At 69.9% G+C, this 20,509-nt stretch carries 17 protein-coding genes, 1 tRNA gene and 1 pseudogene; 4 read left to right on the top strand and 15 right to left on the bottom strand.

Translation table 11 applies throughout. The features are described 5' to 3' along the window. Positions 1-46 precede the first annotated feature (46 nt). The 3 genes from metK to MKK69_RS20995 form a co-directional block, all read right to left on the bottom strand. A complete protein-coding gene (gene metK, locus MKK69_RS21005; protein ID WP_243971086.1) occupies positions 47-1,225 on the bottom strand; it encodes a methionine adenosyltransferase in 1,179 nt (392 codons plus the stop codon). Positions 1,226-1,389: 164 nt separating this feature from the next. Beyond that, positions 1,390-1,797: a helix-turn-helix domain-containing protein gene (locus tag MKK69_RS21000; RefSeq protein WP_243971253.1), complete on the bottom strand. Its 408-nt coding sequence runs from the start codon at positions 1,795-1,797 to the stop codon at positions 1,390-1,392. 142 nt (positions 1,798-1,939) lie between these two features. Continuing rightward, a tRNA-OTHER gene (locus MKK69_RS20995) sits at positions 1,940-2,016 on the bottom strand. A gap of 357 nt (positions 2,017-2,373) precedes the next feature. Between MKK69_RS20995 and MKK69_RS20990 the strand changes: the two genes are divergently transcribed. The 3 genes from MKK69_RS20990 (at position 2,374) to MKK69_RS20980 (ending at position 5,496) form a co-directional block, all read left to right on the top strand. Continuing rightward, positions 2,374-3,243, top strand: a complete 870-nt coding sequence (locus MKK69_RS20990) for a pentapeptide repeat-containing protein (protein WP_243971084.1) — start codon at positions 2,374-2,376, stop codon at positions 3,241-3,243. Positions 3,244-3,248: 5 nt separating this feature from the next. Continuing rightward, positions 3,249-4,742, top strand: a complete 1,494-nt coding sequence (locus MKK69_RS20985; protein ID WP_243971083.1) for a M48 family metalloprotease — start codon at positions 3,249-3,251, stop codon at positions 4,740-4,742. 73 nt (positions 4,743-4,815) lie between these two features. Further along, complete coding sequence (locus tag MKK69_RS20980) at positions 4,816-5,496, top strand: glutathione S-transferase family protein (RefSeq protein WP_243971081.1); 681 nt, start codon at positions 4,816-4,818, stop codon at positions 5,494-5,496. A 19-nt stretch (positions 5,497-5,515) separates the two neighbouring features. Here the strand turns inward: MKK69_RS20980 and MKK69_RS20975 are convergent, their stop codons facing one another. From MKK69_RS20975 to MKK69_RS20955, 5 genes are all read right to left on the bottom strand, one after another. Next, positions 5,516-5,671, bottom strand: a complete 156-nt coding sequence (locus MKK69_RS20975; protein WP_243971080.1) for a hypothetical protein — start codon at positions 5,669-5,671, stop codon at positions 5,516-5,518. Between the two features lie 65 nt (positions 5,672-5,736). Then, the gene (locus MKK69_RS20970; protein WP_243971078.1) at positions 5,737-6,174 is read right to left on the bottom strand and encodes an EamA family transporter; all 438 of its coding nucleotides are present in this window, start codon (positions 6,172-6,174) and stop codon (positions 5,737-5,739) included. A 111-nt stretch (positions 6,175-6,285) separates the two neighbouring features. Then, entirely contained in the window at positions 6,286-8,538 is a 2,253-nt protein-coding gene (locus MKK69_RS20965) for a xanthine dehydrogenase family protein molybdopterin-binding subunit (RefSeq protein ID WP_243971076.1), read from the bottom strand. 11 nt (positions 8,539-8,549) lie between these two features. Continuing rightward, positions 8,550-9,557: an FAD binding domain-containing protein gene (locus MKK69_RS20960; RefSeq protein ID WP_243971074.1), complete on the bottom strand. Its 1,008-nt coding sequence runs from the start codon at positions 9,555-9,557 to the stop codon at positions 8,550-8,552. Further along, positions 9,554-10,078, bottom strand: a complete 525-nt coding sequence (locus MKK69_RS20955; RefSeq protein ID WP_243971072.1) for a (2Fe-2S)-binding protein — start codon at positions 10,076-10,078, stop codon at positions 9,554-9,556. Before MKK69_RS20955 ends, MKK69_RS20960 begins: the two co-directional genes overlap by 4 nt. Before the next feature lie 225 nt (positions 10,079-10,303). Here MKK69_RS20955 and MKK69_RS20950 point away from each other — a divergent pair, with 225 nt between their 5' ends. After that, a complete protein-coding gene (locus MKK69_RS20950; protein WP_243971071.1) occupies positions 10,304-11,704 on the top strand; it encodes a M20/M25/M40 family metallo-hydrolase in 1,401 nt (466 codons plus the stop codon). A gap of 17 nt (positions 11,705-11,721) precedes the next feature. On the opposite strand, the gene MKK69_RS20945 is transcribed toward MKK69_RS20950, so the two are convergent. From MKK69_RS20945 to MKK69_RS20915, 7 genes and pseudogenes are all read right to left on the bottom strand, one after another. Next, the gene (locus MKK69_RS20945; RefSeq protein ID WP_243971069.1) at positions 11,722-12,426 is read right to left on the bottom strand and encodes a ParA family protein; all 705 of its coding nucleotides are present in this window, start codon (positions 12,424-12,426) and stop codon (positions 11,722-11,724) included. 752 nt (positions 12,427-13,178) lie between these two features. Further along, positions 13,179-14,147 (bottom strand): helix-turn-helix domain-containing protein, encoded by a 969-nt coding sequence (locus tag MKK69_RS20940; RefSeq protein WP_279598535.1) that lies wholly within the window; start codon positions 14,145-14,147, stop codon positions 13,179-13,181. 166 nt (positions 14,148-14,313) lie between these two features. Beyond that, positions 14,314-15,294 carry an ABC transporter ATP-binding protein gene (locus MKK69_RS20935; protein ID WP_243971065.1) on the bottom strand — a complete coding sequence of 327 codons (981 nt, stop codon included), beginning with the start codon at positions 15,292-15,294 and terminating at the stop codon, positions 14,314-14,316. A 122-nt stretch (positions 15,295-15,416) separates the two neighbouring features. After that, positions 15,417-16,382, bottom strand: a pseudogene (locus MKK69_RS20930) (ABC transporter ATP-binding protein); the annotation flags it as partial. Positions 16,383-16,578: 196 nt separating this feature from the next. After that, positions 16,579-17,550, bottom strand: a complete 972-nt coding sequence (locus tag MKK69_RS20925; RefSeq protein WP_243971062.1) for an ABC transporter permease — start codon at positions 17,548-17,550, stop codon at positions 16,579-16,581. 7 nt (positions 17,551-17,557) lie between these two features. Further along, on the bottom strand, positions 17,558-18,538 hold the full coding sequence (locus MKK69_RS20920) for an ABC transporter permease (RefSeq protein ID WP_243971060.1): 981 nt from the start codon (positions 18,536-18,538) through the stop codon (positions 17,558-17,560). Between the two features lie 9 nt (positions 18,539-18,547). Further along, entirely contained in the window at positions 18,548-20,164 is a 1,617-nt protein-coding gene (locus tag MKK69_RS20915; RefSeq protein ID WP_243971058.1) for an ABC transporter substrate-binding protein, read from the bottom strand. Positions 20,165-20,509 lie beyond the last annotated feature (345 nt).

Genomic DNA, 20,509 nt, shown 5'->3' with positions numbered 1-20,509 from the left:
GGTCGCGCCAAGGCCGCCGGGTGTCCGGCGGGCTTGGCGCGGAGGCTCAGGCCAGCGCCGACTTCAGCTTGTCGGCGAGGTCGACGCGCTCCCAGGAGAAGCCGCCATCGGCCTCCGGGGCACGGCCGAAATGGCCGTAGGCCGCGGTGCGCGCGTAGATCGGCTTGTTGAGGGCCAGCGCCGTGCGGATGCCGCGGGGCGACAGGTCCATGGCGTCCATCAGCACGGCCTCGAGCTTGGCCTCGTCCACCGTGCCGGTGCCATGCAGGTCCACGTAGATCGACAGGGGCTTCGAGACGCCGATCGCGTAGGCGAGCTGGATCGTCGCGCGACGGGCGAGCCCGGCGGCCACGACGTTCTTGGCGAGGTAGCGGGCCGCATAGGCGGCCGAGCGGTCGACCTTGGTCGGATCCTTGCCCGAGAAGGCGCCGCCGCCATGGGGCGCCGCGCCGCCGTAGGTGTCCACGATGATCTTGCGGCCGGTGAGGCCGGCATCGCCGTCCGGACCGCCGATCACGAACTTGCCGGTCGGGTTGACGTGCCAGGCCGTGCCCTCGTTCACCCAGCCCTCCGGGAGGGCCTTGCGGATGTAGGGCTCGACGATGGCGCGCACGTCCGCCGAGTCCAGGGACTCGTCGAGGTGCTGGGTCGAGAGCACGATCTGCGTGACCTCCACCGGGCGGCCGTTCTCGTAGCGGACCGTGACCTGGCTCTTGGCGTCGGGGCCGAGCTTGGCGGCATCGCCCTGCTTGGCGCGGCGGGCGTCGGCGAGGTCCTTGAGGATCCGGTGGGCGTAGAAGATCGGCGCCGGCATCAGCTCGGGGGTCTCGTCGGCGGCGTAGCCGAACATGATGCCCTGGTCGCCCGCGCCCTCGTCCTTGTTGCCGGCGGCGTCGACGCCCTGGGCGATGTCGGCCGACTGGGCGTGCAGGTGGATGGCGACGTCGTTGTTCTTCCAGTGGAAGCCCGACTGCTCGTAGCCGATATCCTTCACCGCCTCGCGGGTCAGGGCCTCGAGATCCTTGAAGGTCACCGAGTCCGGCCCGCGGACCTCGCCGGCGATCACGATGCGGTTGGTGGTGGCCAGCGTCTCGACGCCGAGCCGCGCCTCGGGCATCGCCGAGAGATAGGCATCGACCACAGTATCCGAGATCCTGTCGCAGACCTTGTCCGGATGCCCCTCGGAAACGGACTCGCTGGTGAACAGGTAGTTGGAACGCGGCATCGGACGCCCTCGGCTGCAGAGCACGCCGGCGCGATCGCGGCGCTTGACCCTTCTTGGGGCCGCGGTTCTCGCACCCGGTCCGAGCCCGGTCAAGCCGGATCGCCGAACGGATCCGCTATAACGGACGATATGAGTGGAAAAACGCCCGCCCTGCGGTCGACCACTTACCCGCCGAGCTTGCTCTCCAGCGCCCGGATGGCGTCGGCGACGTCGCGGCGGGTCTCCTCGGTGAAGTTCTCCGTGATGTGGCGTCCCACGACCTCGGCCAATCCCTTCAGGCCGCCTTCGGACAGGGACGCCTGCTCCCGCTCGCCGAAACCCGGCGCGATGAAGTCATCCGTGCGCGGCATGCCTTTGAAGAAGTAATCCATCGGTACTCCGGTCATCCGCGAGAAGATATCGAGATGGACGGCACTGATCCGGTTGGTGCCCTTCTCGTATTTCTGGAGCTGAGCCGCAGACATACCGAAGCTTTGCGCAACGCGACGCTGCGTCAGGGATGCCTTCCGCCGCTGCTCGGCAATGCGCTGTCCGACATAAACGTCGCGCTGATCGGTTTTCTGACCCGCCATGAAGTGCTCGCCCACCCCCTCTGCCCTGATTCTCGGCAGCGAAGCTTAGCGCGGACCAGGGATCTTGTCACCGGTACGCCGTCGATGCGGATGACGATCGGCCCGGGCCGCCGGAACCTGCGGCATCCCCGGATTCGAATGATGGCGTCCCCGGCAGGGCTCGAACCTGCGACCCCAGGTTTCATACCACTTCGGCTTTCGCCGCCGCGCCCCGAGGACCGCGTTCGTGGCCTGGACTATCCCTTCACCCTGGGCCGGGCTCGCGCCCGGCCGGTAGGTGCCGCCCGTCTAGTCTCTACACCTTCCCGCGGGACGCGGACGCGCCGCGCGGGCTTGGCTCGGGATCGGCAGGGTGCCGGACGACGAAGCGCCGGCGCCGGAAGCTTTCCCCGACTTTGAGCGGATCCGCCGCGCGGTTTCCCGGCGCGACGCCCAATTGAGCCTGTTTAGGAAACCTGCGCTCTGTCCAGCTGAGCTACGGAGACAACCGCCGTCTCCTTAGCATCCTCACCGCCGCAGGCCAACACGCCCGGTGGACAGGGCGCGTTCAGGGCGCATGATGTCCCGGGGTGTTCGATGCGCGGACATGCGGGATCGGCGGGGCGGATCGGGGGAACGCTGGCGGCGGCGCTCATAGCGGCGCTCATGGCGGCCCTCGTGGCGGCATTCCTGGCAGGGTTGCCGGCCCGGGCGGCGCCGCGGGCCGGGGCATCGGAGTGCCTGGCGGAACCGGCGCGCGCCGAGATCCTCGAGGGGATCGGGCTCCGGGGCGAGATCCGCCTCGCGTCGGGCGCCCGGGTCGTGCTGGATTCGGTGCGGTGGCCGGACGCGCCGGAGACCGCCGCCGCGGCGCGGGCCTGGCTCGACGCCCGGCGGGGTGCCGCCCTCGTGGTCACGCCGCGCGGGCCGCCCGACCGCTGGGACCGGAGGCGGGCCGACATCCAGGGCGCGGAGGGCGACGCGGACCTCGCGGGCGGCCTGATCGGCGCGGGCCTCGCCTTCGCGGACGCGAACGAGGCCGATTCGCTCTGCCGCCCGGCCCTGCGCCTGGTCGAGGCCGCCGCGCGGAGGAACGGGCTCGGCCTGTGGGGCGCGCCGGTTCCGGCCGCGACCGACGGTCCGGCGCTGCGGGCCCTCGCCGGGCACTTCGCGGTGGTGGAGGGCCGGCTGCGCCATGTCGGCGAGCGCGGCGCCCGGACCTATCTCGACTTCGCGCCCCGGGGCGCGGACGGGCTCACGGTCACGGTATCGAAACGCACTTGGCGAATGGTGCGCGCCCGTGGTTTGAGTGCGGCCTCGCTCGAAGGCCGGCCCGTGCGGGTGCGCGGCATCCTGGACGTCCGGCGCGGGCCGACCCTGGAGGCCGGTGCCGACGCCATCGAGGTTCTGGGCGAGGCGGACCGGCCGGAGGCCGGGCCGGAGGCGGACGGGGGGCTGCGGCGCTGATCGCGATGGGCGGGATCACGGGGGTGTTTCGGGTGGCGGGACGGTTCCCGCCCGGTGCGGCGGCCCGGGCCGGGGCCCTGGCCGTGTGCGCGGTCCTGGGCCTCGCCCTGGGCGCCTGCGTGGCCGACCAGACCGCCGCGACCGTGCAGCCGGCCGTGATCCGGGTGCCCGCGGAGGCGCCGCGGACCACCGGCCGCGAGCGCGTCGCCGATGCCGACCACCTCAAGCTGGTGGCCTCCTTCGGGGGCGAGGCACGCGCGCCCAACGTCACGCGGATGCTCACCGAGGTGACCGACCGGCTCGTGAAGGCGAGCGACCGGCCCGACCAGGCCTACGTGGTGACGCTCCTCGATTCCCCCGTGGTCAATGCCTTCGCCCTGCCGAACGGCCGGCTCTACGTCACCCGCGGGCTGGTGGCGCTGGCGAGCGACACCTCCGAGGTGGCGGCCGTGCTGGCGCACGAGATGGCCCACGTCACCCTCAACCACGCCACGGCCCGGAGCGAGCTGGAACTGCGCTCGGCCCTGGTCAGCCGGGTCGTGGCGGACGTGCTGAACGACCCGGCCACCGGGGTGCAGCTGCAGAACCAGTCGCGCTTCGCGCTGGCCCGCTTCTCCCGGGAGCAGGAGCTGGAGGCGGACGCCACCGGCGTGCGCACCCTGGCCAAGGCCGGCTACGATCCGTTCGCGGCCGGCCGCTTCCTCACCGCCCTCAACCGCTCGACCGGGCTGAAGGCGGCCGGCAGCGCCAACGAGCCCGACATGCTGGCGACCCATCCGGGCACCGCCGAGCGCGTCACCCAGGTGACCCGGGCGGCCCGCCGCATCGGCGCGCCGGGCATCGGCACCGACGACCGCGCCGCCTATCTCGCCGCGGTGGACGGGCTCGCCTACGGCGACAACCCCCGCGATGGCGCGGTGCGGGGCCACCGCTTCATCCATCCGGGCCTGGGCATCGCCTTCGAGGTGCCGGATGGCTTCGCCCTGGAGAACACCCGCTCGGCGGTGCTCGGCACGACCCCGGACGGCAGCCGGCGCCTGCTGTTCGACCAGATCGAGGCCAAGGAGGGTCAGCCCCTCGACGCGGTGCTGAAGGCGAGCTGGAACGACGCGTTCGATCCGGCCGGCTTCGAGACCCGGGAGGTGTCCGGCCACCCGGCGGCCTTCGCGCTCTCGCGGGGCAAGGACTGGACCTTCCGCCTCGCGGCGATCCGGATCGGCGACTCGACCTACCGGATGATCATGGCCGCCAAGGGCGCCGCCGATCCGGAGCCGGCCTTCCGCCGCTGGATCGAGACCCTCGGCCCGATCTCGCCCGACGAGGCCATCCTGCGGCCCCTGCGGCTGCAGGTGGTGCCGGCGACCTCGACCGCCGCCGAGGATCTCGCCCGCCGCATGGCGGTACCGGACCGGGCGCTCGACCGGTTCCTCGTCCTCAACGGCCTGGAGCGGGGCGCCGCGCTGGTGCCTGGCCGCAGCTACAAGATCGTGACGGAATAGCCGTCCTGCGCGGCCGCGGCTTGTGCGGGACCCGACTCCGGACATCCTGCCGGGGTCGTTCAGGGAGAGCGCCGTGATTCGATTCTATTACAATCTCAGCCCCAATCCGATGAAGGTCGCCCTCTGCCTGGAGGAGATGGGCCTGCCCTACGAGCCGGTTCCGGTCGATGCGCGCAGGGGCGAGCAGTTCGAGCCCGCCTACACGGCGCTCAACCCGAACGGGAAGGTGCCGACGATCGCCGATGGCGACGTGACGGTGTTCGATTCGAACGCCATCCTGCTCTACCTCGCGGGCAAGACCGGGCGGTTCCTGCCCGAGGGCGAGGCGGTGCGGAGCGAGATGCTGTCCTGGCTGATGTTCGTGGCCACCGGCATCGGGCCATTCTCCGGCCAGTGCGTACATTTCCGCCACTTCGCCCAGGACGGCGGCGCCTACGCCACCGAGCGCTACGCGTTCGAGGCGCGCCGCCACTGGGACATCCTCGACCGGCGGCTCGCCGACCGCGCCTACATGCTGGGCGAGACCTACACGATCGTCGACATGGCGGTCTGGGGCTGGGCCCGGATGGTGCCGTTCATCCTTGGCGAGAGCGCCTTCGCGGATCTGCCCAACGTCAAGCGCCACCTCGACGCCGTCAATGCCCGGCCGGCCGCCCAGGCCGCGGAGGCCCTGAAGGGCCGCCATACGTTCAAGGCGGAGATGGACGCCGAGGCCCGGAGCTTCATGTTCCGCGCCGTCCCGAGCGCCGCCTGACGACCGGCCGCCCCCCGCCTCAGGGCGCGGGGGCGGTCACCGTGAGCATCGGCAGGGTGACGGAGGGCGTGTCGGCCGGCATGCGCCCGGTGCCGAGCGTCAGGCAGGCGGCGAGGCCGAGGCCCAGGGCGAGACCGAGGAGCGAGGTCTCGAAGCCGCGGTAGACCCAATCCATGATGGTCCCCTTTCGCGAGGGACCTGCAGCATGCGCGGATCGGGTTAACGGATCGGTGCGCGGCCTCACCAGCCCGAGGCGACGAGGGCGGCGCCCGCCGCGATCAGCGTGACGCCCGCCCAGGCGGCGAGGCTCAGGGTCTCGCCGAGCAGGGTGGTGCCGAGGATCGCCACCAGAACGACGCTGAGCTTGTCGATCGGCGCGACCCGGGCGGCATCGCCGAGCGACAGCGCCCGGAAGTAGCACAGCCAGGACGCCCCGGTGGCGAGCCCCGACAGGACCAGGATGACGAGGCTGCGGCCGGAGATCTGCGCGAGGCCCCCGGCCTGACCGGAGCCGAGGACGATCGCCCCGGCGAAGACCAGGATCACCGCGGTCCGCACGAAGGTCGCGACATCGGACTGGACGCCCGTGACCCCGACCTTGGCGAGGATCGCGGTGAGCGCCGCGAAGCCCGCGGCGGCGAGCGCCCAGAAGCGCCAGGATTGCAAGAGGTGGCTCACGGGGATCTCGTGCGGGACGATCGCCGCTCGGTGCCCAAGATGGCCTTCGCGTACCGAATCGCAAGGCTCACAGGCGGCCGATGTTTCCCGTGAAACATCGGCCGCCCCTCCTCACAACAGCTTGTCGATCGTGATCGGCAGGTCACGGACCCGCTTGCCGGTGGCGTGGAACACCGCGTTGGTGATCGCCGCCGCCGTGCCGACGATGCCGATCTCGCCGAGACCCTTCACGCCGAGGGGGTTGGCCTTGTCCTCCTCGTCCACGAAGATCACGTCGATATCGTAGATGTCGGCGTTCACCGGCACGTGGTACTCGCCGAGATTGTGGTTCATGAACCGGCCGACGCGGTGGTCGAGCATCGACTCCTCCTCCAGCGCCGAGCCGATCCCCATCACCACGCCGCCGAGAATCTGGCTGCGCGCGGTCTTGGGGTTCAGCACCTTGCCGGCCGCGATCGCCGAGACGACGCGGGTCACCCGGACCTGCCCCAGCTCCTCGTCGACCTTCACCTCCACGAAGACCGCCGAGTGGGTGTAGGCCTCGTAGGTCTTGTTGAAGTCCTTGTCGGGCCCGGCCGCCTCGACGGCCTCGACCTTGTCGAGTCCGGCCGCCTTCAGCACCTCCACCAGGGCGACGCTGCGGCCCGGATCGCCCGCGACCGAGATACGGCCGTCCGCGAACACGGCGCGGTCGAAATCGACGTTGGCCAGGGGCGAGTTCTCCATGGCCCGGGCGCGCTTGAACACCTGTTCGCCGACGTTGCGGCAGGCCTTCATCACGGCGGTGCCGGAGGAGGCCGCGGTCCAGGAGCCACCCGCGACCGGAGCCTCGGGCAGGCGGGTGTCGCCGAGCTTGGTGGTCACCGATTCCATGGGCAGGCCGAGGGTGTCGGCGGCGATCTGGGTGAGGATCGTGTAGGTGCCGGTGCCGATATCGCCGGTGGAGTTGCCCACCGTCAGCCGCCCGTCGGGGGTCAGGGTCGCGATGGCGCTCGACTGCATCATCATCGATTCCCAGACGCCGGTGGCGACGCCCCAGCCGACCAGCTCCCGCCCGTCCCGCATGGAGCGGGGCTCAGGGCTGCGCTTGGCCCAGCCGAAGCGCTCGGCGCCCTGTGCGAAGCAGCTCTTCAGCTCCTTCGAGCCGAACGGCTTGCCCCCGGCGGTGGCATCCGAGTCCGCGTAGTTCTTGAGCCGCAGGGCGATCGGATCCATCCCGGTCGCATAGGCGAGCTCGTCCATGGCGGTCTCGATGGCGAAGACCCCGCTCACCGCGCCCGGCGCACGCATGTCGCCGGGGGTCGCGGTGTCGAGCTTGGCCAGGGCGTAGGTCAGGGCGACATTGTCGCAGCGATAGAGGACGCCCGACCAGTTCACCACGACCTCCTGGTAGTCCTCGTAATGCGAGGTGCCCTGCACGGCGCCGTGCCGGAGGGCCGTCAGGGTGCCGTCGCGCTCGGCCCCCAGGGCGATGGTCTGGAGCGCCTCGGGCCGGTAGGTGAAGGACCACATCTGGTCGCGGGTCAGGGTCACGCGGACGGAGCGCTTCAGCTCCTGGGCGGCCAGCATCGCCAGGAACAGCTGGTATTGCGGACGCAGGCCCGAGCCGAAGCCGCCGCCCAGATAGGGATTGAGAACCCGCACCTGATCGGGCTTCAGGCCGAACACCCCGGCGAGGTACTGCTGGCTGTTCGAGACGCCCTGGACCTTGTCGTAGACCGTGTAGGTCCCGTCCGTCTCGACCACGACGGTCGAGGCGTGGGGCTCCATCGGGTTGTGGTGCTCGTTGGCGATCCGGTAGTCGCCCTGGATGCGGACCGGCGCGCGGCCGAAGGCGGCGTCGGCGTCGCCCCAGGGCTCGGGCGGCGGCTTGATGCCGCTGCGCTTCTCCGGCGGATCGTAGGCGTCGCCGCGCAGGGCCTTGATGTCGGTGGCGTGGTCCTGGGCCTCGTAGCGGACATGAACCAGCGAAGCCGCGTAGCGCGCGGTCTCGAAATCCTCGGCCACCACCAGGGCGACGGGCTGGCCGCTATAGACGATCAGGTCGTCGTAGAGGGCACGGAACGGCGAGCCGGGGGGCGCCACCGCGTCCTGGAAGTTCTTGTCGCGCCAGGCGGTGCGGGGCCGGTTCTCGTGGGTGATCACCTTGAGGACGCCCGGCACCGCCTCCGCGGCGCTGGCATCGATCGCGGTGATCCGGCCCTTGGTGATGGTGCTCGATACGACATAGCCGTAGGCGAGATCGGGGGCGGCGAACTCGCCGGCGTATTTGGCGAGTCCGGTGACCTTGGCGGGTCCGTCGATGCGGCTGCGCGGGCTGCCCACGAAGGTGTGGCGGCCGGTGGAGCTGAAGGTCTGGGTCATCGGGGGGGTGCCTACTGGATGCGCTTGTCGCTGAGCGACTGGGGCGTGCCGGCGGCGGCCTGTTCGAGGCCGCGCACGATGGCCCGCCGGGCGAGATCGATCTTGAAGCCGTTCTCCGATTGCGGCTTGGCCTCGGCGACGATGAGGTCGGCCGCCTGCTGGAAGCTCTCGCGGGTGGCGGGCTTGCCCGCGAGCAGGGCCTCGGCCTCGCGGTTGCGCCAGGGCTTGTGGGCGACGCCGCCGAGCGCCAGCCGGGCGGTCTTCACCGTGTCGCCATCGAGTTCGAGACCCGCCGCCACCGAGACCAACGCGAAGGCGTAGGACAGCCGGTCGCGCAGCTTCAGATAGGTGTAGTGCTGCGGGAACCGGCTCTCCGGCAGGTCGACCGAGACCACGATCTCCCCCGGGGCGAGGGTGGTGTCTCGGTCCGGCGTGTCGCCCGGCAGCCGGTGGAACTCGGCGAACGGGATCGTCCGATCGCCCTGCGGACCGCTCACCTGCACGGTCGCCTCCAGGGCGGCGAGCGCGATGCACATGTCGGAGGGATGGGTGGCGATGCAGCTCTCGCTCGCCCCGAAGATCGCGTGGATGCGGTTCACGCCGCCGATGGCCGGGCAGCCGGAGCCGGGCTCGCGCTTGTTGCAGGGCGTGGCCGTATCGTAAAAGTAGTAGCAGCGGGTCCGCTGGAGCAGGTTGCCGCCCGTGGAGGCGGCGTTGCGCAGCTGCGCGGAGGCCCCCGCCAGGATGGCGTTGCGCAGGAGCGGATAGCGCTCGGCGACCCTCTCGTCGTAGGCGACCGTGGCGTTGGTAGCCAGCGCCCCGAGCCGCAGGCCGCCCGCGTGGTCCTCGATCCGGTCCAGCGGCAGGCGGGTGATGTCGATCAGCCGGCCGGGCTTCTCGACCTCGTACTTCATCAGGTCGATCAGGTTGGTGCCGCCGGCGATGAACCGCGCGCCCGCCCCATAGGCCTGCACCGCCTCCGCCACCGTGCCGGCGCGGACATAGTCGAAGCGGTTCATGCGCCGGCTCCCTGCAGGACGTCCTCGATGGCGTCGACGATGTTGGTGTAGGCGCCGCAGCGGCAGATGTTGCCGCTCATCGCCTCCCGGATCTCGTCCCGGGTGTGGGCATGGCCCTCGTTCAGCAGGCCGACCGAGGAGCAGAGCTGGCCCGGGGTGCAGTAGCCGCACTGGAAGGCGTCGTGCTCGATGAACGCCTCCTGGATCGGGTGGAGGGCGTTGCTGCCCGCCCTCGCGCCGAGGCCCGCCAGACCCTCGACCGTGGTGATCTCGGCGCCGTCCTTCATCACCGCCAGCGTCAGGCAGGCATTCACCCTTGTACCGTTCACCAGCACCGTGCAGGCGCCGCACTGGCCGTGGTCGCAGCCCTTCTTGGTGCCGGTGAGGTCGAGTTTTTCGCGGAGCAGGTCGAGGAGCGTGGTCCAGGGCGCGACGTGGAGTTCGCGGCGCTGCCCGTTGATCGTCAGGGTGATGGCGAGGCCGGTATCGGCCCGCACCGGCGGGCTTTTTTCTAACAGCATGGTGTGTCCACGATCTGGGCCGGCCGCGGGGCCGGATAGGAAATGGATCAGTCCGGGGTGGCAGCGGCATGGGCCGGGCAGCCAGATCCGTCGATAACCATTCCAATCTGCGCCTGTTCCGAGGACGATCGGTCTCAGCGATCGGCGAGGCGGGCGTTGCCGCGCCCGCCTCGCCTCGAGTAACCCTCGTCTCGAAGAAATCCCCGCCGCATCCCGGAGATCCCGATGGCCGCGCTCGACGCGATCCTCAACGACATCGACACGGACCTGGAGAACGCCCTGGAGCGGCTGTTCGCCTTCCTGCGGATCCCGTCGATCTCCACCGAGCCCGCCCATGCCAGCGATTGCCGGGCCGCCGCCGCCTGGCTCGCCCAGGACCTCACAGCGCTCGGCTTCGAGACCGCCGTGGAGGAGACGTCGCTCCATCCCGTGGTGCTGGCGACCAAGCCGAAGCCCGGCGCGCCGCACGTGCTGTTCTACGGCCATTACGACGTGCAGCCGGTCGACCCGCTCGACCTCTGGACGACGCCGCCCTTCGAGCCGCGCATCGCCGAGGACGGCCGGGGTGGCAAAAAAATCGTCGGGCGCGGCGCCTCCGACGACAAGGGTCAGGTCATGACCTTCGTGGAGGCGTGCCGGGCCCATATCGCCATGAGCGGCGCGCTGCCCTGCGGCGTCACGATCCTGATCGAGGGCGCCGAGGAGAGCGGCTCGCAGGGGCTTCCGGAATGGGTCGCGGCCAACCGCGAAAAACTCGGCTGCGACGTGGTGCTCGTCTGTGATACCGGGATGTGGGACCGGCGGACGCCGGCGATCACCGCGTCGCTGCGCGGCCTCGCCTATTTCGAGGTGAAGGTCACCTGCGCCGACCGCGACCTGCATTCGGGGTTCTTCGGCGGCGCCGCCCGCAACCCGATCCATGTGCTTGCCCGGATCATCGCCGACCTGCACGATTCGGACGGGCGGGTGACCATCCCGGGCTTCTACGAGGGCGTGCATGAGCGCCCGCCCGAGGTGCTGGAGCAGTGGCGCGGCCTCGGCCTGACGCCGGAGGCGCTGCTCGGGCCGATCGGCCTGAAGGAGCCCGCGGGCGAGCGCGGGCGGATGCCGATCGAGCTGGTGCAGTCGCGCCCGTCCTGCGACGCCAACGGCATCATCGGCGGCTATACCGGCGCGGGCACCAAGACGGTGATCGCCTCCACGGCCTTGGCCAAGATCTCGTTCCGCCTCGTGGACGACCAGGATCCGAAGGTGCTGGCGCAGGCGTTCGAGGCCTTCGTGCGGGAGCGGGTGCCCTCCGACTGCACGGTCGCGGTGATCACCTACAAGGGTTCGCGGGCGATCAGCCTGCCCTTCGACATGCCGCAGCTCGGGGCCGCCAAGGCGGCGCTCGCCGAGGAATGGGGCGTGCCGGCCGTGACCGTGGGCGCCGGCGGCTCGATCCCGATCGTCGGGGACTTCAAGCGGCTCCTCGACCGCGACACCCTGCTGATCGGCTTCGGCCTCGACGACGACCGCATCCACTCGCCCAACGAGAAGTACGACCTGACGAGCTTCCACAAGGGCACGCGCTCCTGGGCGCGGATCCTGGCGGCCCTCGGCCAGGGCTCAGATCAGCAGCGCTGAGATCACCAGCGCTGGGATCAGCGCGCGGCCGTCGCCCGCATCTTCACGTCGATCCAGCCCCAGAGGGCGCGGATCTCCTCCGCGGCCGGGCCACCGGGGGCGTATTCCGTCACGCCCAGCCCCGTGGCCAGGGCGTCCTGATGGTCGACCCGGTGGATGATACCGGGCTCGGCCAGCACCCCCAGCGCGCGCAACTGGTCGGCATAGGTGGTGGTGCGTGGCGAGGGTGGCGGCGGGCACTGGTTCAGCACCAGGGCCAGCCGGCCGCGCAATCCGACGCCGACCAGGGCCTTGAGCGTCGGGCGGGCCGCCACGATGTCGAGCCGGGAGGGCCGCACCGGCAACAGCACGAAATCGGCGGTCTTCAGGGCCGGGGCGAGCCCGGTCGCGCTGCCGGCGGTGTCGAGGACGGCGAGCGTGGTGCCCTGCGCGGCGAGCAGGTCCAGAATCGCCGTGAGCTGCCCGATCTCCCAGGGCTGGACCCGGTCGACCGCGACGGAGCCGTTCGTCCGAAGGGTGCCCCAACCCGCCAGCGAATTCTGCGGGTCGAGGTCGAGTGCGGTCACGCGTTCGCCGGCCTCCGCGGCGGCGACGGCCAGGGATGCGGCCAGCGTGGTCTTGCCGGTGCCGCCCTTCTGGACGGCGACGGCGAGGATCCGCAATGGCCGGTCGGCCCGTCGGGGCGAGGCCCCCGGCCCAGTCCCGGATCCTTCAGGATCCATGCACCCTACCTGTCGCTCTGGGTCCGGCCGCCGCGCCGATCGCGGGACCGAGAAACCGCCGTCCCTGCCCGACGGGGAGAAGCGGACGCGCTCCGGTTCCGGAGCCGAGACCCCGAAGCCGCGACTCGCGAACCCCGTCCCCTGATCGTAGCCCGGAATTCACGACGCCGATAACGTGCATCCCCGTCGCCGGCACCCGGTCCATCCGGACCCGCTCAAGTCCATGTGGAAGAGGCATCAAGATTGCGCTCGGCAAAGATCGAACCCGACCCCGGCGTGATCTTTTTCAGGATCACGGATCGTGCCTCCAGATCCTCTGCGCCACATCTCGCACAGGAGAGATATTAGACTGGCCATAGCGTGATCCGCGCAAGCCCGTCAAGTCTTTCAATCAATACGCGCTATAATCTGTGTTCGTAGAAGATCGACCGGAATATCGACTTTACGAGCCGTAGTAAGAACGGTCATCGAAATTTGATTTGTGTAGATCAATATTAAGCGACGAAATCATATCTCGGCTCGGGGTATTCGCTCGGGCCCGTTTGTCCCGAATCGCCGCGGCGGACCGGCCCGACCGTCCGGATCCGAACCGAAGGAGTCAGGCGCACCCCATCGGGATCCGGTACGCCATGACGGATCCGTCGCGCGGGCCGGACTTCCGCGCCGTCGCCCCGGGATGGGTTCAGCGGCGGCACCCGCAATCGACGCGGCGATCCGGCCAAGCGGCGACGTTCCGGGGCTGGCCTCCCGCGTCAGGGCGCGGCCTGAGACAGCGCCGCGTGGCGGTATTCGCGCGGACATACGCCGTAGCGGTCCCGGAAGCGGCGGGAGAAGTGAGCCTGGTCGGCGAAACCGCAACGATAGGCGACTTCGCCGACCTGAACGTTGAGGCAGGCGGGATCGGACAGGCGCTGCGCGGCCATTTCGAGCCGCCGTTGCCAGATCCAGCCGGCGATGTTGCGCCCGTCCGCGCGAAACAGCGCCTGCAGGTGGCGCAGCGAGACCCCCATGGCGGCGGCGACCTGCGACGGATCGAGGTTGGGGTCGCCGAGGTTCGCCGCCACGTAGGCTTTGGCGCGCTGCACGGTCAGCGTCCCGTGCAGGGCCTTGGGCGGCTCCTTCGCCATGCGCCCGGCCAAGCAGGCGATGATGAGATCGATGCCCACCGAGACCATCCGCTCGGCCGCGTGGGGCGCCAGGTCCTCGCCCACGCGCGCGAGGTTGCACAGGAACGACCGGGTCAGGGTCGCGGTCGGCAGGGTGCCGTCCACGGTCAGTCCGGTGAAGCGGCGGGATGTCCCCAGCATGCCCTCCAGCCGATCCCGCGGGATCTGGATCGCCAGCATCTCGCTGTATCCAGCGTGCTCGATCGTCCAGGGCATGCTGTGGTCTCGTATACTAAAGTCGCCAGCATTTTCCGTGCTGACGTGATCATTTTGATCCGCCGATACCGACCCTGAGAGCACCAAGCTGACGAAAAGCACGTCCGTTTTACTGTTTTCGTGTCGAAACGAACGCGGCGTCGAATTCGATCTCAGGTTTCTTATCGAGAATTTGGTGAACTCCAAGTTTCCGATCGTTGCGGCGTCGACTCTGGCATGGAACGGTCCGTCTCCGATGTAGACCTGATCCATCGGAACCAGACGCTCTTCACTGACATTCCGCCAGTGTCTGAATCGGTCCCCCTCTTGTACTTGATCCGTGGTGAAGATATTATGCATCACATCAGCGTATGAACCTGATTTCTGTACCGCGCAACCGCGCAAGGTTTCAGAAACAGCATTCCTGTCCGGCCGGACGTGACCGTCGCGACCGGGTTTACCGCACGCCAGGGCGGAGCGAACCCGCCCCCCATCCGGAGGCGGGGGTTCGCTTCGGGACGAGGCTCTAGGCCCGCCCCTCCTGCACGGCGTGGCAGGCGACGCCGTCGCGGAGCGCCGGCACCTCGGTGCGGCAGCGGTCGTTCGCCAGCGGGCAGCGCGGGTTGAAGGTGCAGCCGGGGGGCGGGTCGATCGGGTTCGGGATCTCGCCGGAGACCGGCACCCGGGCCCGGCCGACATGGGCGAGGTCGGGCACCGCGTCGAGGAGCATCCGCGTGTAGGGGTGGCGGGGCGCCGCGAACAGGTCGCGGGCGGCCGCAACCTCGACGAGGCGGCCGAGATACATCACCCCCACCCGGGTCGCCATGTGGCGAACCACGGCGAGGTTGTGGGAGATGAACAGGTAGGTCAGCCCGAGCCGGTCCTGCAGATCGCGCATCAGGTTGAGGATCTGCGCCTGCACCGAGACGTCGAGCGCCGAGGTCGGCTCGTCGCCCACCAGGAACTCGGCCTGGCTGGCCAGCGCCCGGGCGATGGCGACCCGCTGCCGCTGGCCGCCGGAGAATTCGTGCGGGTATTTTTTGGAATCGTCCGGGTGGAGGCCGACGAGGCCGAGCAGCTCGCCGACCCGGGCGCGGATCGCCCCCTCCCCCTGGATCAGGTTGAACGCCCGGATCGGCTCCGCGATGATCTTGCCCACGCGCCAGCGCGGGTTCATCGAGGCGTAGGGATCCTGGAAGATCATCTGGATGCGCGACCGCAGGCGCCGCCGGGCCGCCGCCTCCCGGGGATCGGTCATCGAGATGCCGGTGATGCGGACCTCGCCGGCCGAGGGCGGCAGCAGGCCGACCACCATCCGGGCCACCGTCGACTTGCCGGAGCCGGATTCGCCGACGATCGCGAAGGTCTCGCCTTTCTCGATCGCGAAGCCGACCTGATCGACAGCCGTGAGAAATTTCCGGGGCTCGCGCTCCAGCACCCGGTTGAGCCAGGGCTTCGACACGTCGAACCGGCGGCGCAGGTCGGTGACCTCGACATAGGCCGTCATCGTGCGATCCTTCCCTCCCCCTTGCGGGGAGGGATCGAGGGTGGGGGTGGTGCAGGATCGGGCGTGATGGTGCCGTCTGCACCACCCTTGGCTCCTCCCCGCAGGGGGAAGGGGAGAGCGGCGGCCGCATCGTACAGGTGACAGGCCACCCGGCTCGCCTCCACGGCCTGCGGCTCCGGCCGCTCGACGCGGCATCGCGCAAACACCTTCGGGCAACGCGGGTTGAAGGCGCAGCCCTTCGGGATCGCGGTCAGCCGCGGCATCGAACCGGGGATCTGGCTCAGCCGGTCGGCCTCCTGCGACAAGGTCGGGATCGCGCCCATCAGGCCGACCGCGTAGGGGTGGTGCGGCTTGGCGATCACGGCGGCGACCGGGCCGATCTCGGCGACCCGTCCGGCATACATCACCGCGACCCGGTCGGCGGCCTCGGCGATCACCCCCATGTCGTGGGTCACCAGCATCACCGCGGTGCCGTGCTCCCGGCACAGGCGCTTCAGCAGCGTGATGATCTGAGCCTGGACCGAGACGTCCAGCGCCGTGGTCGGCTCGTCGGCGATGATCAGCTCCGGCTCGGCGGCGAGCGCGAGGGCGATCACCACCCGCTGGCGCATGCCGCCCGAGAATTCGTGCGGATAGCCGTCGATCCGCCGCTCGGGGGCCGGGATGCCGACCTCGGCGAGCAGGTCGATGGCGCGGGTTCGGGCGGCCCGGCCCGACAGGTCCGTGTGGGTGCGGAGAGTCTCGACGATCTGGTCGCCGACCCGGAACAGCGGGTCCAGGGAGGTCAGCGGGTCCTGGAAGATCATGCCGATCCGGCGGCCCCGCACCCGCCGCATCGCCTCGGGGGAGAGGGTGTCGATGCGCTCGCCGCGCAAGAGGATCTCGCCGCCGGCGATCCGGCCGGGCCGGTCGATCAGCCCGATCACCGCCGAGCCGGTCACCGACTTGCCGGCCCCGGACTCGCCGACGACGCCCAGGATCTCGCCGCGGTGGATGTCGAAGGACACCCGGTCGATGGCGGTGAGCGGCCCGCGGCGGGTGTCGAACGTGACCGAAAGGTCGCGCACGGAGAGGATTGTTTCGGTCATGAGGCGGCGGGTCCGGCAGCCGAGCTTACTCCCACCCGCACCCTCATCCTGAGGTGCGAGCGCAGCGAGCCTCGAAGGAGGCCTCCAGACGGCGCGCGATCCCTGGAGGGCTCCTTCGAGGCCTCCGCTCCGCTGCGGCGCCTCAGGATGAGGTGGAGGGTGGGATGAGCTCGGGAAACGCCGTGGTTCAACACCATCACTGCAGCTTCGGATTGAGCGCGTCGCGCAGCCAATCCCCCAGCAGGTTGATGGCGATGACCAGCCCGGCCAGCGCCACCCCCGGGAAGGCCACGATCCACCACTCCCCGGAGAACAGGAACCGGTTGCCGGTGCGGATCAGGGTGCCGAGCGACGGCATGGTCTCGGGGAGGCCGGTGCCGAGGAACGACAGGGTCGCCTCGGTGATGATGGCGAGCGCGAGGTTGATCGTGGCGATCACGAAGACCGGGCCGGTGACGTTCGGCAGCACGTGGCGGACCAGGATCACCGGCGACGACAGGCCGATCAGCCGCGCCGCCTGGACGTAGTCCTTGCCCTTCTCGACCATCACGGAGGAGCGGACCGTCCGGGCGTACTGCACCCAGAACGACAGGCCGATCGAGACCACGATCAGCCCGATCAGCGGCCCGACATCGAGCGCGCTGCCGAAACTCGCCTTGGCGACGCCGTCCACCACCAGGGCGATCAGGATCGCCGGGAAGGTGAGCTGCACGTCGGCGACCCGCATGATCAGGGTGTCGACGGCTCCGCCCGCGTAGCCGGCAACCAATCCCAGGGCGATGCCGAGGATGCCGGAGGTCACCACCCCGAGCACGCCGACGATCAGCGACAGGCGCAGGCCGTACAGCACCGCCGAGAGCACGTCCCGGCCCTGGTCGTCGGTGCCGAGATAGTAGGGCGCCTGGCCGTCCGCCTGCCAGATCGGCGGCAGGTTGGAGTTGATCAGGTCGAGCTGGGCGGGGTCGTAGGGGTTCTGCGGCGAGACCAGCGGCGCCGCGAAGGCGAGGCCGACCATCAGCACCGTGGCGATCAGCGCCGCGACGGCGGTCTTCGAGCCCAGAAAGCTCGCCAGCAGGTCGGAGTCGCGCCAGCGCGCGATGCGCGAGGGCGCCGCCTCCGGCAGCGGGACCGGCGGGGCATCGCCCGCGTCGAGGTCGTATCCGCTCATGCCGCCCTCACGCGGTGCGCGCGGACGAGAGCCGCAGGCGCGGATCGACCACGGTGTAGAGGATGTCGACCACGAGGTTGATGGTCACGAAGATCAGCGCGACCAGCAGCAGATACGCGGACATGATCGGGATATCGACGTTCTGCACCGCCTGGACGAACAGCAGGCCCATGCCGGGCCACTGGAACACCGTCTCGGTGATGATCGAGAAGGCGATGACCGAGCCGAGCTGGAGACCCGCGATGGTGATCACCGGCACCAGGGTGTTCTTGAGGGCGTGGCGCAGGTTGACGGCCCGGGTGGAGAGGCCGCGGGCCCGGGCGAAGCGGATGTAGTCGGTGCGCAGCACCTCCAGCATCTCGGCGCGCACCAGCCGCATGATCAGGGTCATCTGGAACAGGCCCAGCGTCACGGAGGGCAGGATCAGGGCCTTGAGCCCGGAGGTCGTGAGGAAGCCGGTGGTCCACCAGCCCAGCCGCACCGTGTCGCCGCGTCCGTAGGAGGGCAGCCAGCCCAGCGTCACCGAGAACAGGTAGATCAGCAGGATGCCGATCAGAAAGGTCGGCAGGCTGATCCCGATCAGCGAGACCGCCTGGAACAGCCCGGCGAGCCAGGATTCGCGGTAGAGCGCGCAGTACACGCCCATCAGCACGCCGACCACCAGGGCGAAGAGCGTGGCGCAGAAGGCGAGTTCCAGGGTCGCCGGCATCCGCTCGGCCAGCAGCTGCGAGACCGGCTGCCGGAACTGGTAGGAGATGCCGAACTGCCCCCGCGCCACGCGGCCGGCGTAGCGGGCGAACTGGACCAGCACCGGATCGTCGAGGCCGAGGCTCGTCCGGATCTCGGCCCGCTCGGCCACGGTGGTGTCGGGCCCGACGATCTGGTTCACGGGATCGCCCGCAAACCGGAACATCGCGAAGGCGATGAGCCCGACGACCGCCAGCACGGCGGCCGCCTGGATCACCCGGCGCAGCAGGAAGGCGAGCACGCCCGGCCCCTACTGGGGATCCTTCGAGACCCAGTAGAGCAGGAGCAGGTTGTCGGCGCGCTGGGTCAGGTGGACCTTCTTGGAGACGCCCCAGGCCAGGGCCTGCTGGTGCAGCGGGATGTAGCCCCAGTCGGCGTTCAGGACGTCGAACCCCTCCTTGATCAGGGCGTCGCGCTTAGGTCTATCGGTCTCGGCCTCGACCTTGTCGGCGATGGCGTCGATCTTCGGATCGCAATAGCCCGCGAGGTTCCAGCTGCCGCGGCCCGACTTGTCGCCGGGTTTCCGGCAGCCGACGATCTCGTAGAGGATGTTGTGGCTGTCCAGCGACGACGGGGTCCAGCCGAGCAGGTAGAACGAGGTGTCGTAGGCCGGCGCCAGCACCTTGGCGAAGTACTTGGCCTTCGGCTGGGCGTTGAGGTTCACCTTGACGTTGATGCGGGCGAGCATCGAGACCACCGCCTGGCAGATCGCCTCGTCGTTGACGTAGCGGTCGTTGGGGCAATCCATGGTGAGCGAGAACCCGTCCGGGTAGCCCGCCTGGGCCATCAGATCCTTGGCCTTCTTGAGGTCGGTGGCCGGACGCTTGAACTCGGCGCCGCGGTCGTAGAGGCTCGGGGCGATCATCAGGGCCGAGGGCACCGCCTGCCCGCGCATCACCCGCTTGGCGATCGTGTCCTCGTCGATGGCGAGGTAGAAGGCCTCGCGCACCTTGATGTCCTTGAACGGGTTCTTGCCCTTGACGGAGGAATCCTTCAGCTCGTCCCGGTCCTGATCCATGCCGAGGAAGATCGTGCGCAGCTCGGGGCCGGCCATCACGATGGCGGTGCCGCTGGCATTGACCCGCTGCTGGTCCTGCAGCGGCACGGGATCGATCCAGTCGACCTCGCCGGAGAGCAGCGCGGCGACGCGGGTCGCCGGGTTGGCGATGGTGGTCAGCACCGCCTCGTCGAGGTTCGACTCGACCTTGCCCCAGTAGCCGGGAAACTTCTTGAACACCGTCTTCACGCCGGGCTGGTGCTCGGCGACCACGAACGGGCCGGTGCCGTTCTCGTGCAGGGTGGCGTAGCTCGGGCTGCTGGCGTTGGGCGGGGTCGGCTGGACGACGCCGTTCTTCTCCGACCACGCCTTCGACATGATCAGCCAGGTCGGGAACTGGGCGATGGCGATCGGGTTCGGCTTCTTCAGCACCATGTCGACGGTCGCGTCGTCGACCTTCACGAATTCGGCGTCGGCCGGCACGTTGGTGGTGAAGTTCGAGCCCGGGGCCCGGACCCGCTGGGCGGAAAAGAGCACGTCGTCGGCGGTGAAGGGCGAGCCGTCGTGGAATTTCACACCCTTGCGCAGGTGGAAGCGCCAGCGGGTCGGCTCGGGCGTCTCCCAGGATTCGGCGAGTCCGGGGGCGAATTTCAGGTTCTTGTCGAGGGTGACGAGCGACTCGTAGGCCGCCTGCTGCATGCCCTCGGTGAAGCTCTCCTTGAGGGAGTACGGGTCGAGGGATTTCAGATCACCCTGGAAGGCGAAGCGGAAGACGTTGGCGGCCTGCGCGGGCAGCGCGGCGAGCGCGAGGGTCGCGACCGCCGCCGCGGACACGCCGCGGACGAGGGTCTTCAGGGCTGAACGGGACAATCGGAACTCCAGGACCGTCGAAGTTGAGCACAAGCCGCCCCGCGTGCGCGGTGGTTGAGGCTTAGACCCGACACCGCGCCTCGGCAAACGGCGCGCACGCCGCGCCCACAGCAAGGTTCGGACCAGGGGGCCGGCCGGAGGCGCAGCCCTGCCCCCCCGGCGGGCGAGGGCGGCCCAATGGGCGCCCTCTGCGTCAGCAGGGGTCGGGCCGGGACGAAGTCCCGCAAGAGGGGAACTCAGGCTCCGAAAACGGCGCGACCGGCATGACGGGCACAGTCCTATCCTGCACTGTCGCTCCCCTCTCCCGCTCCCCTTCGGCGGCCACCCTCCCCCGCAAAGGGCAGA

Origin of the sequence: Methylobacterium sp. J-026, assembly GCF_022829585.1 — a bacterium.
Lineage (GTDB): Bacteria > Pseudomonadota > Alphaproteobacteria > Rhizobiales > Beijerinckiaceae > Methylobacterium.
Note: the sequence above shows the minus strand (reverse complement) of the source record. Positions and strands in the feature narration are given on the sequence as shown.

Excerpts from the sequence above, each read along its gene's own strand:
- metK (WP_243971086.1), bottom strand. The coding sequence starts at position 1,225 with ATGCCGCGTTCCAACTACCTGTTCACCAGCGAGTCCGTTTCCGAGGGG.
- MKK69_RS21000 (WP_243971253.1), bottom strand. The coding sequence starts at position 1,797 with ATGGCGGGTCAGAAAACCGATCAGCGCGACGTTTATGTCGGACAGCGC.
- MKK69_RS20990 (WP_243971084.1), top strand. The coding sequence starts at position 2,374 with ATGCGCGGACATGCGGGATCGGCGGGGCGGATCGGGGGAACGCTGGCG.
- MKK69_RS20985 (WP_243971083.1), top strand. The coding sequence starts at position 3,249 with ATGGGCGGGATCACGGGGGTGTTTCGGGTGGCGGGACGGTTCCCGCCC.
- MKK69_RS20975 (WP_243971080.1), bottom strand. The coding sequence starts at position 5,671 with ATGGATTGGGTCTACCGCGGCTTCGAGACCTCGCTCCTCGGTCTCGCC.
- MKK69_RS20965 (WP_243971076.1), bottom strand. The coding sequence starts at position 8,538 with ATGACCCAGACCTTCAGCTCCACCGGCCGCCACACCTTCGTGGGCAGC.
- MKK69_RS20960 (WP_243971074.1), bottom strand. The coding sequence starts at position 9,557 with ATGAACCGCTTCGACTATGTCCGCGCCGGCACGGTGGCGGAGGCGGTG.
- MKK69_RS20955 (WP_243971072.1), bottom strand. The coding sequence starts at position 10,078 with ATGCTGTTAGAAAAAAGCCCGCCGGTGCGGGCCGATACCGGCCTCGCC.
- MKK69_RS20950 (WP_243971071.1), top strand. The coding sequence starts at position 10,304 with ATGGCCGCGCTCGACGCGATCCTCAACGACATCGACACGGACCTGGAG.
- MKK69_RS20945 (WP_243971069.1), bottom strand. The coding sequence starts at position 12,426 with ATGGATCCTGAAGGATCCGGGACTGGGCCGGGGGCCTCGCCCCGACGG.
- MKK69_RS20940 (WP_279598535.1), bottom strand. The coding sequence starts at position 14,147 with ATGCATAATATCTTCACCACGGATCAAGTACAAGAGGGGGACCGATTC.
- MKK69_RS20935 (WP_243971065.1), bottom strand. The coding sequence starts at position 15,294 with ATGACGGCCTATGTCGAGGTCACCGACCTGCGCCGCCGGTTCGACGTG.
- MKK69_RS20925 (WP_243971062.1), bottom strand. The coding sequence starts at position 17,550 with ATGAGCGGATACGACCTCGACGCGGGCGATGCCCCGCCGGTCCCGCTG.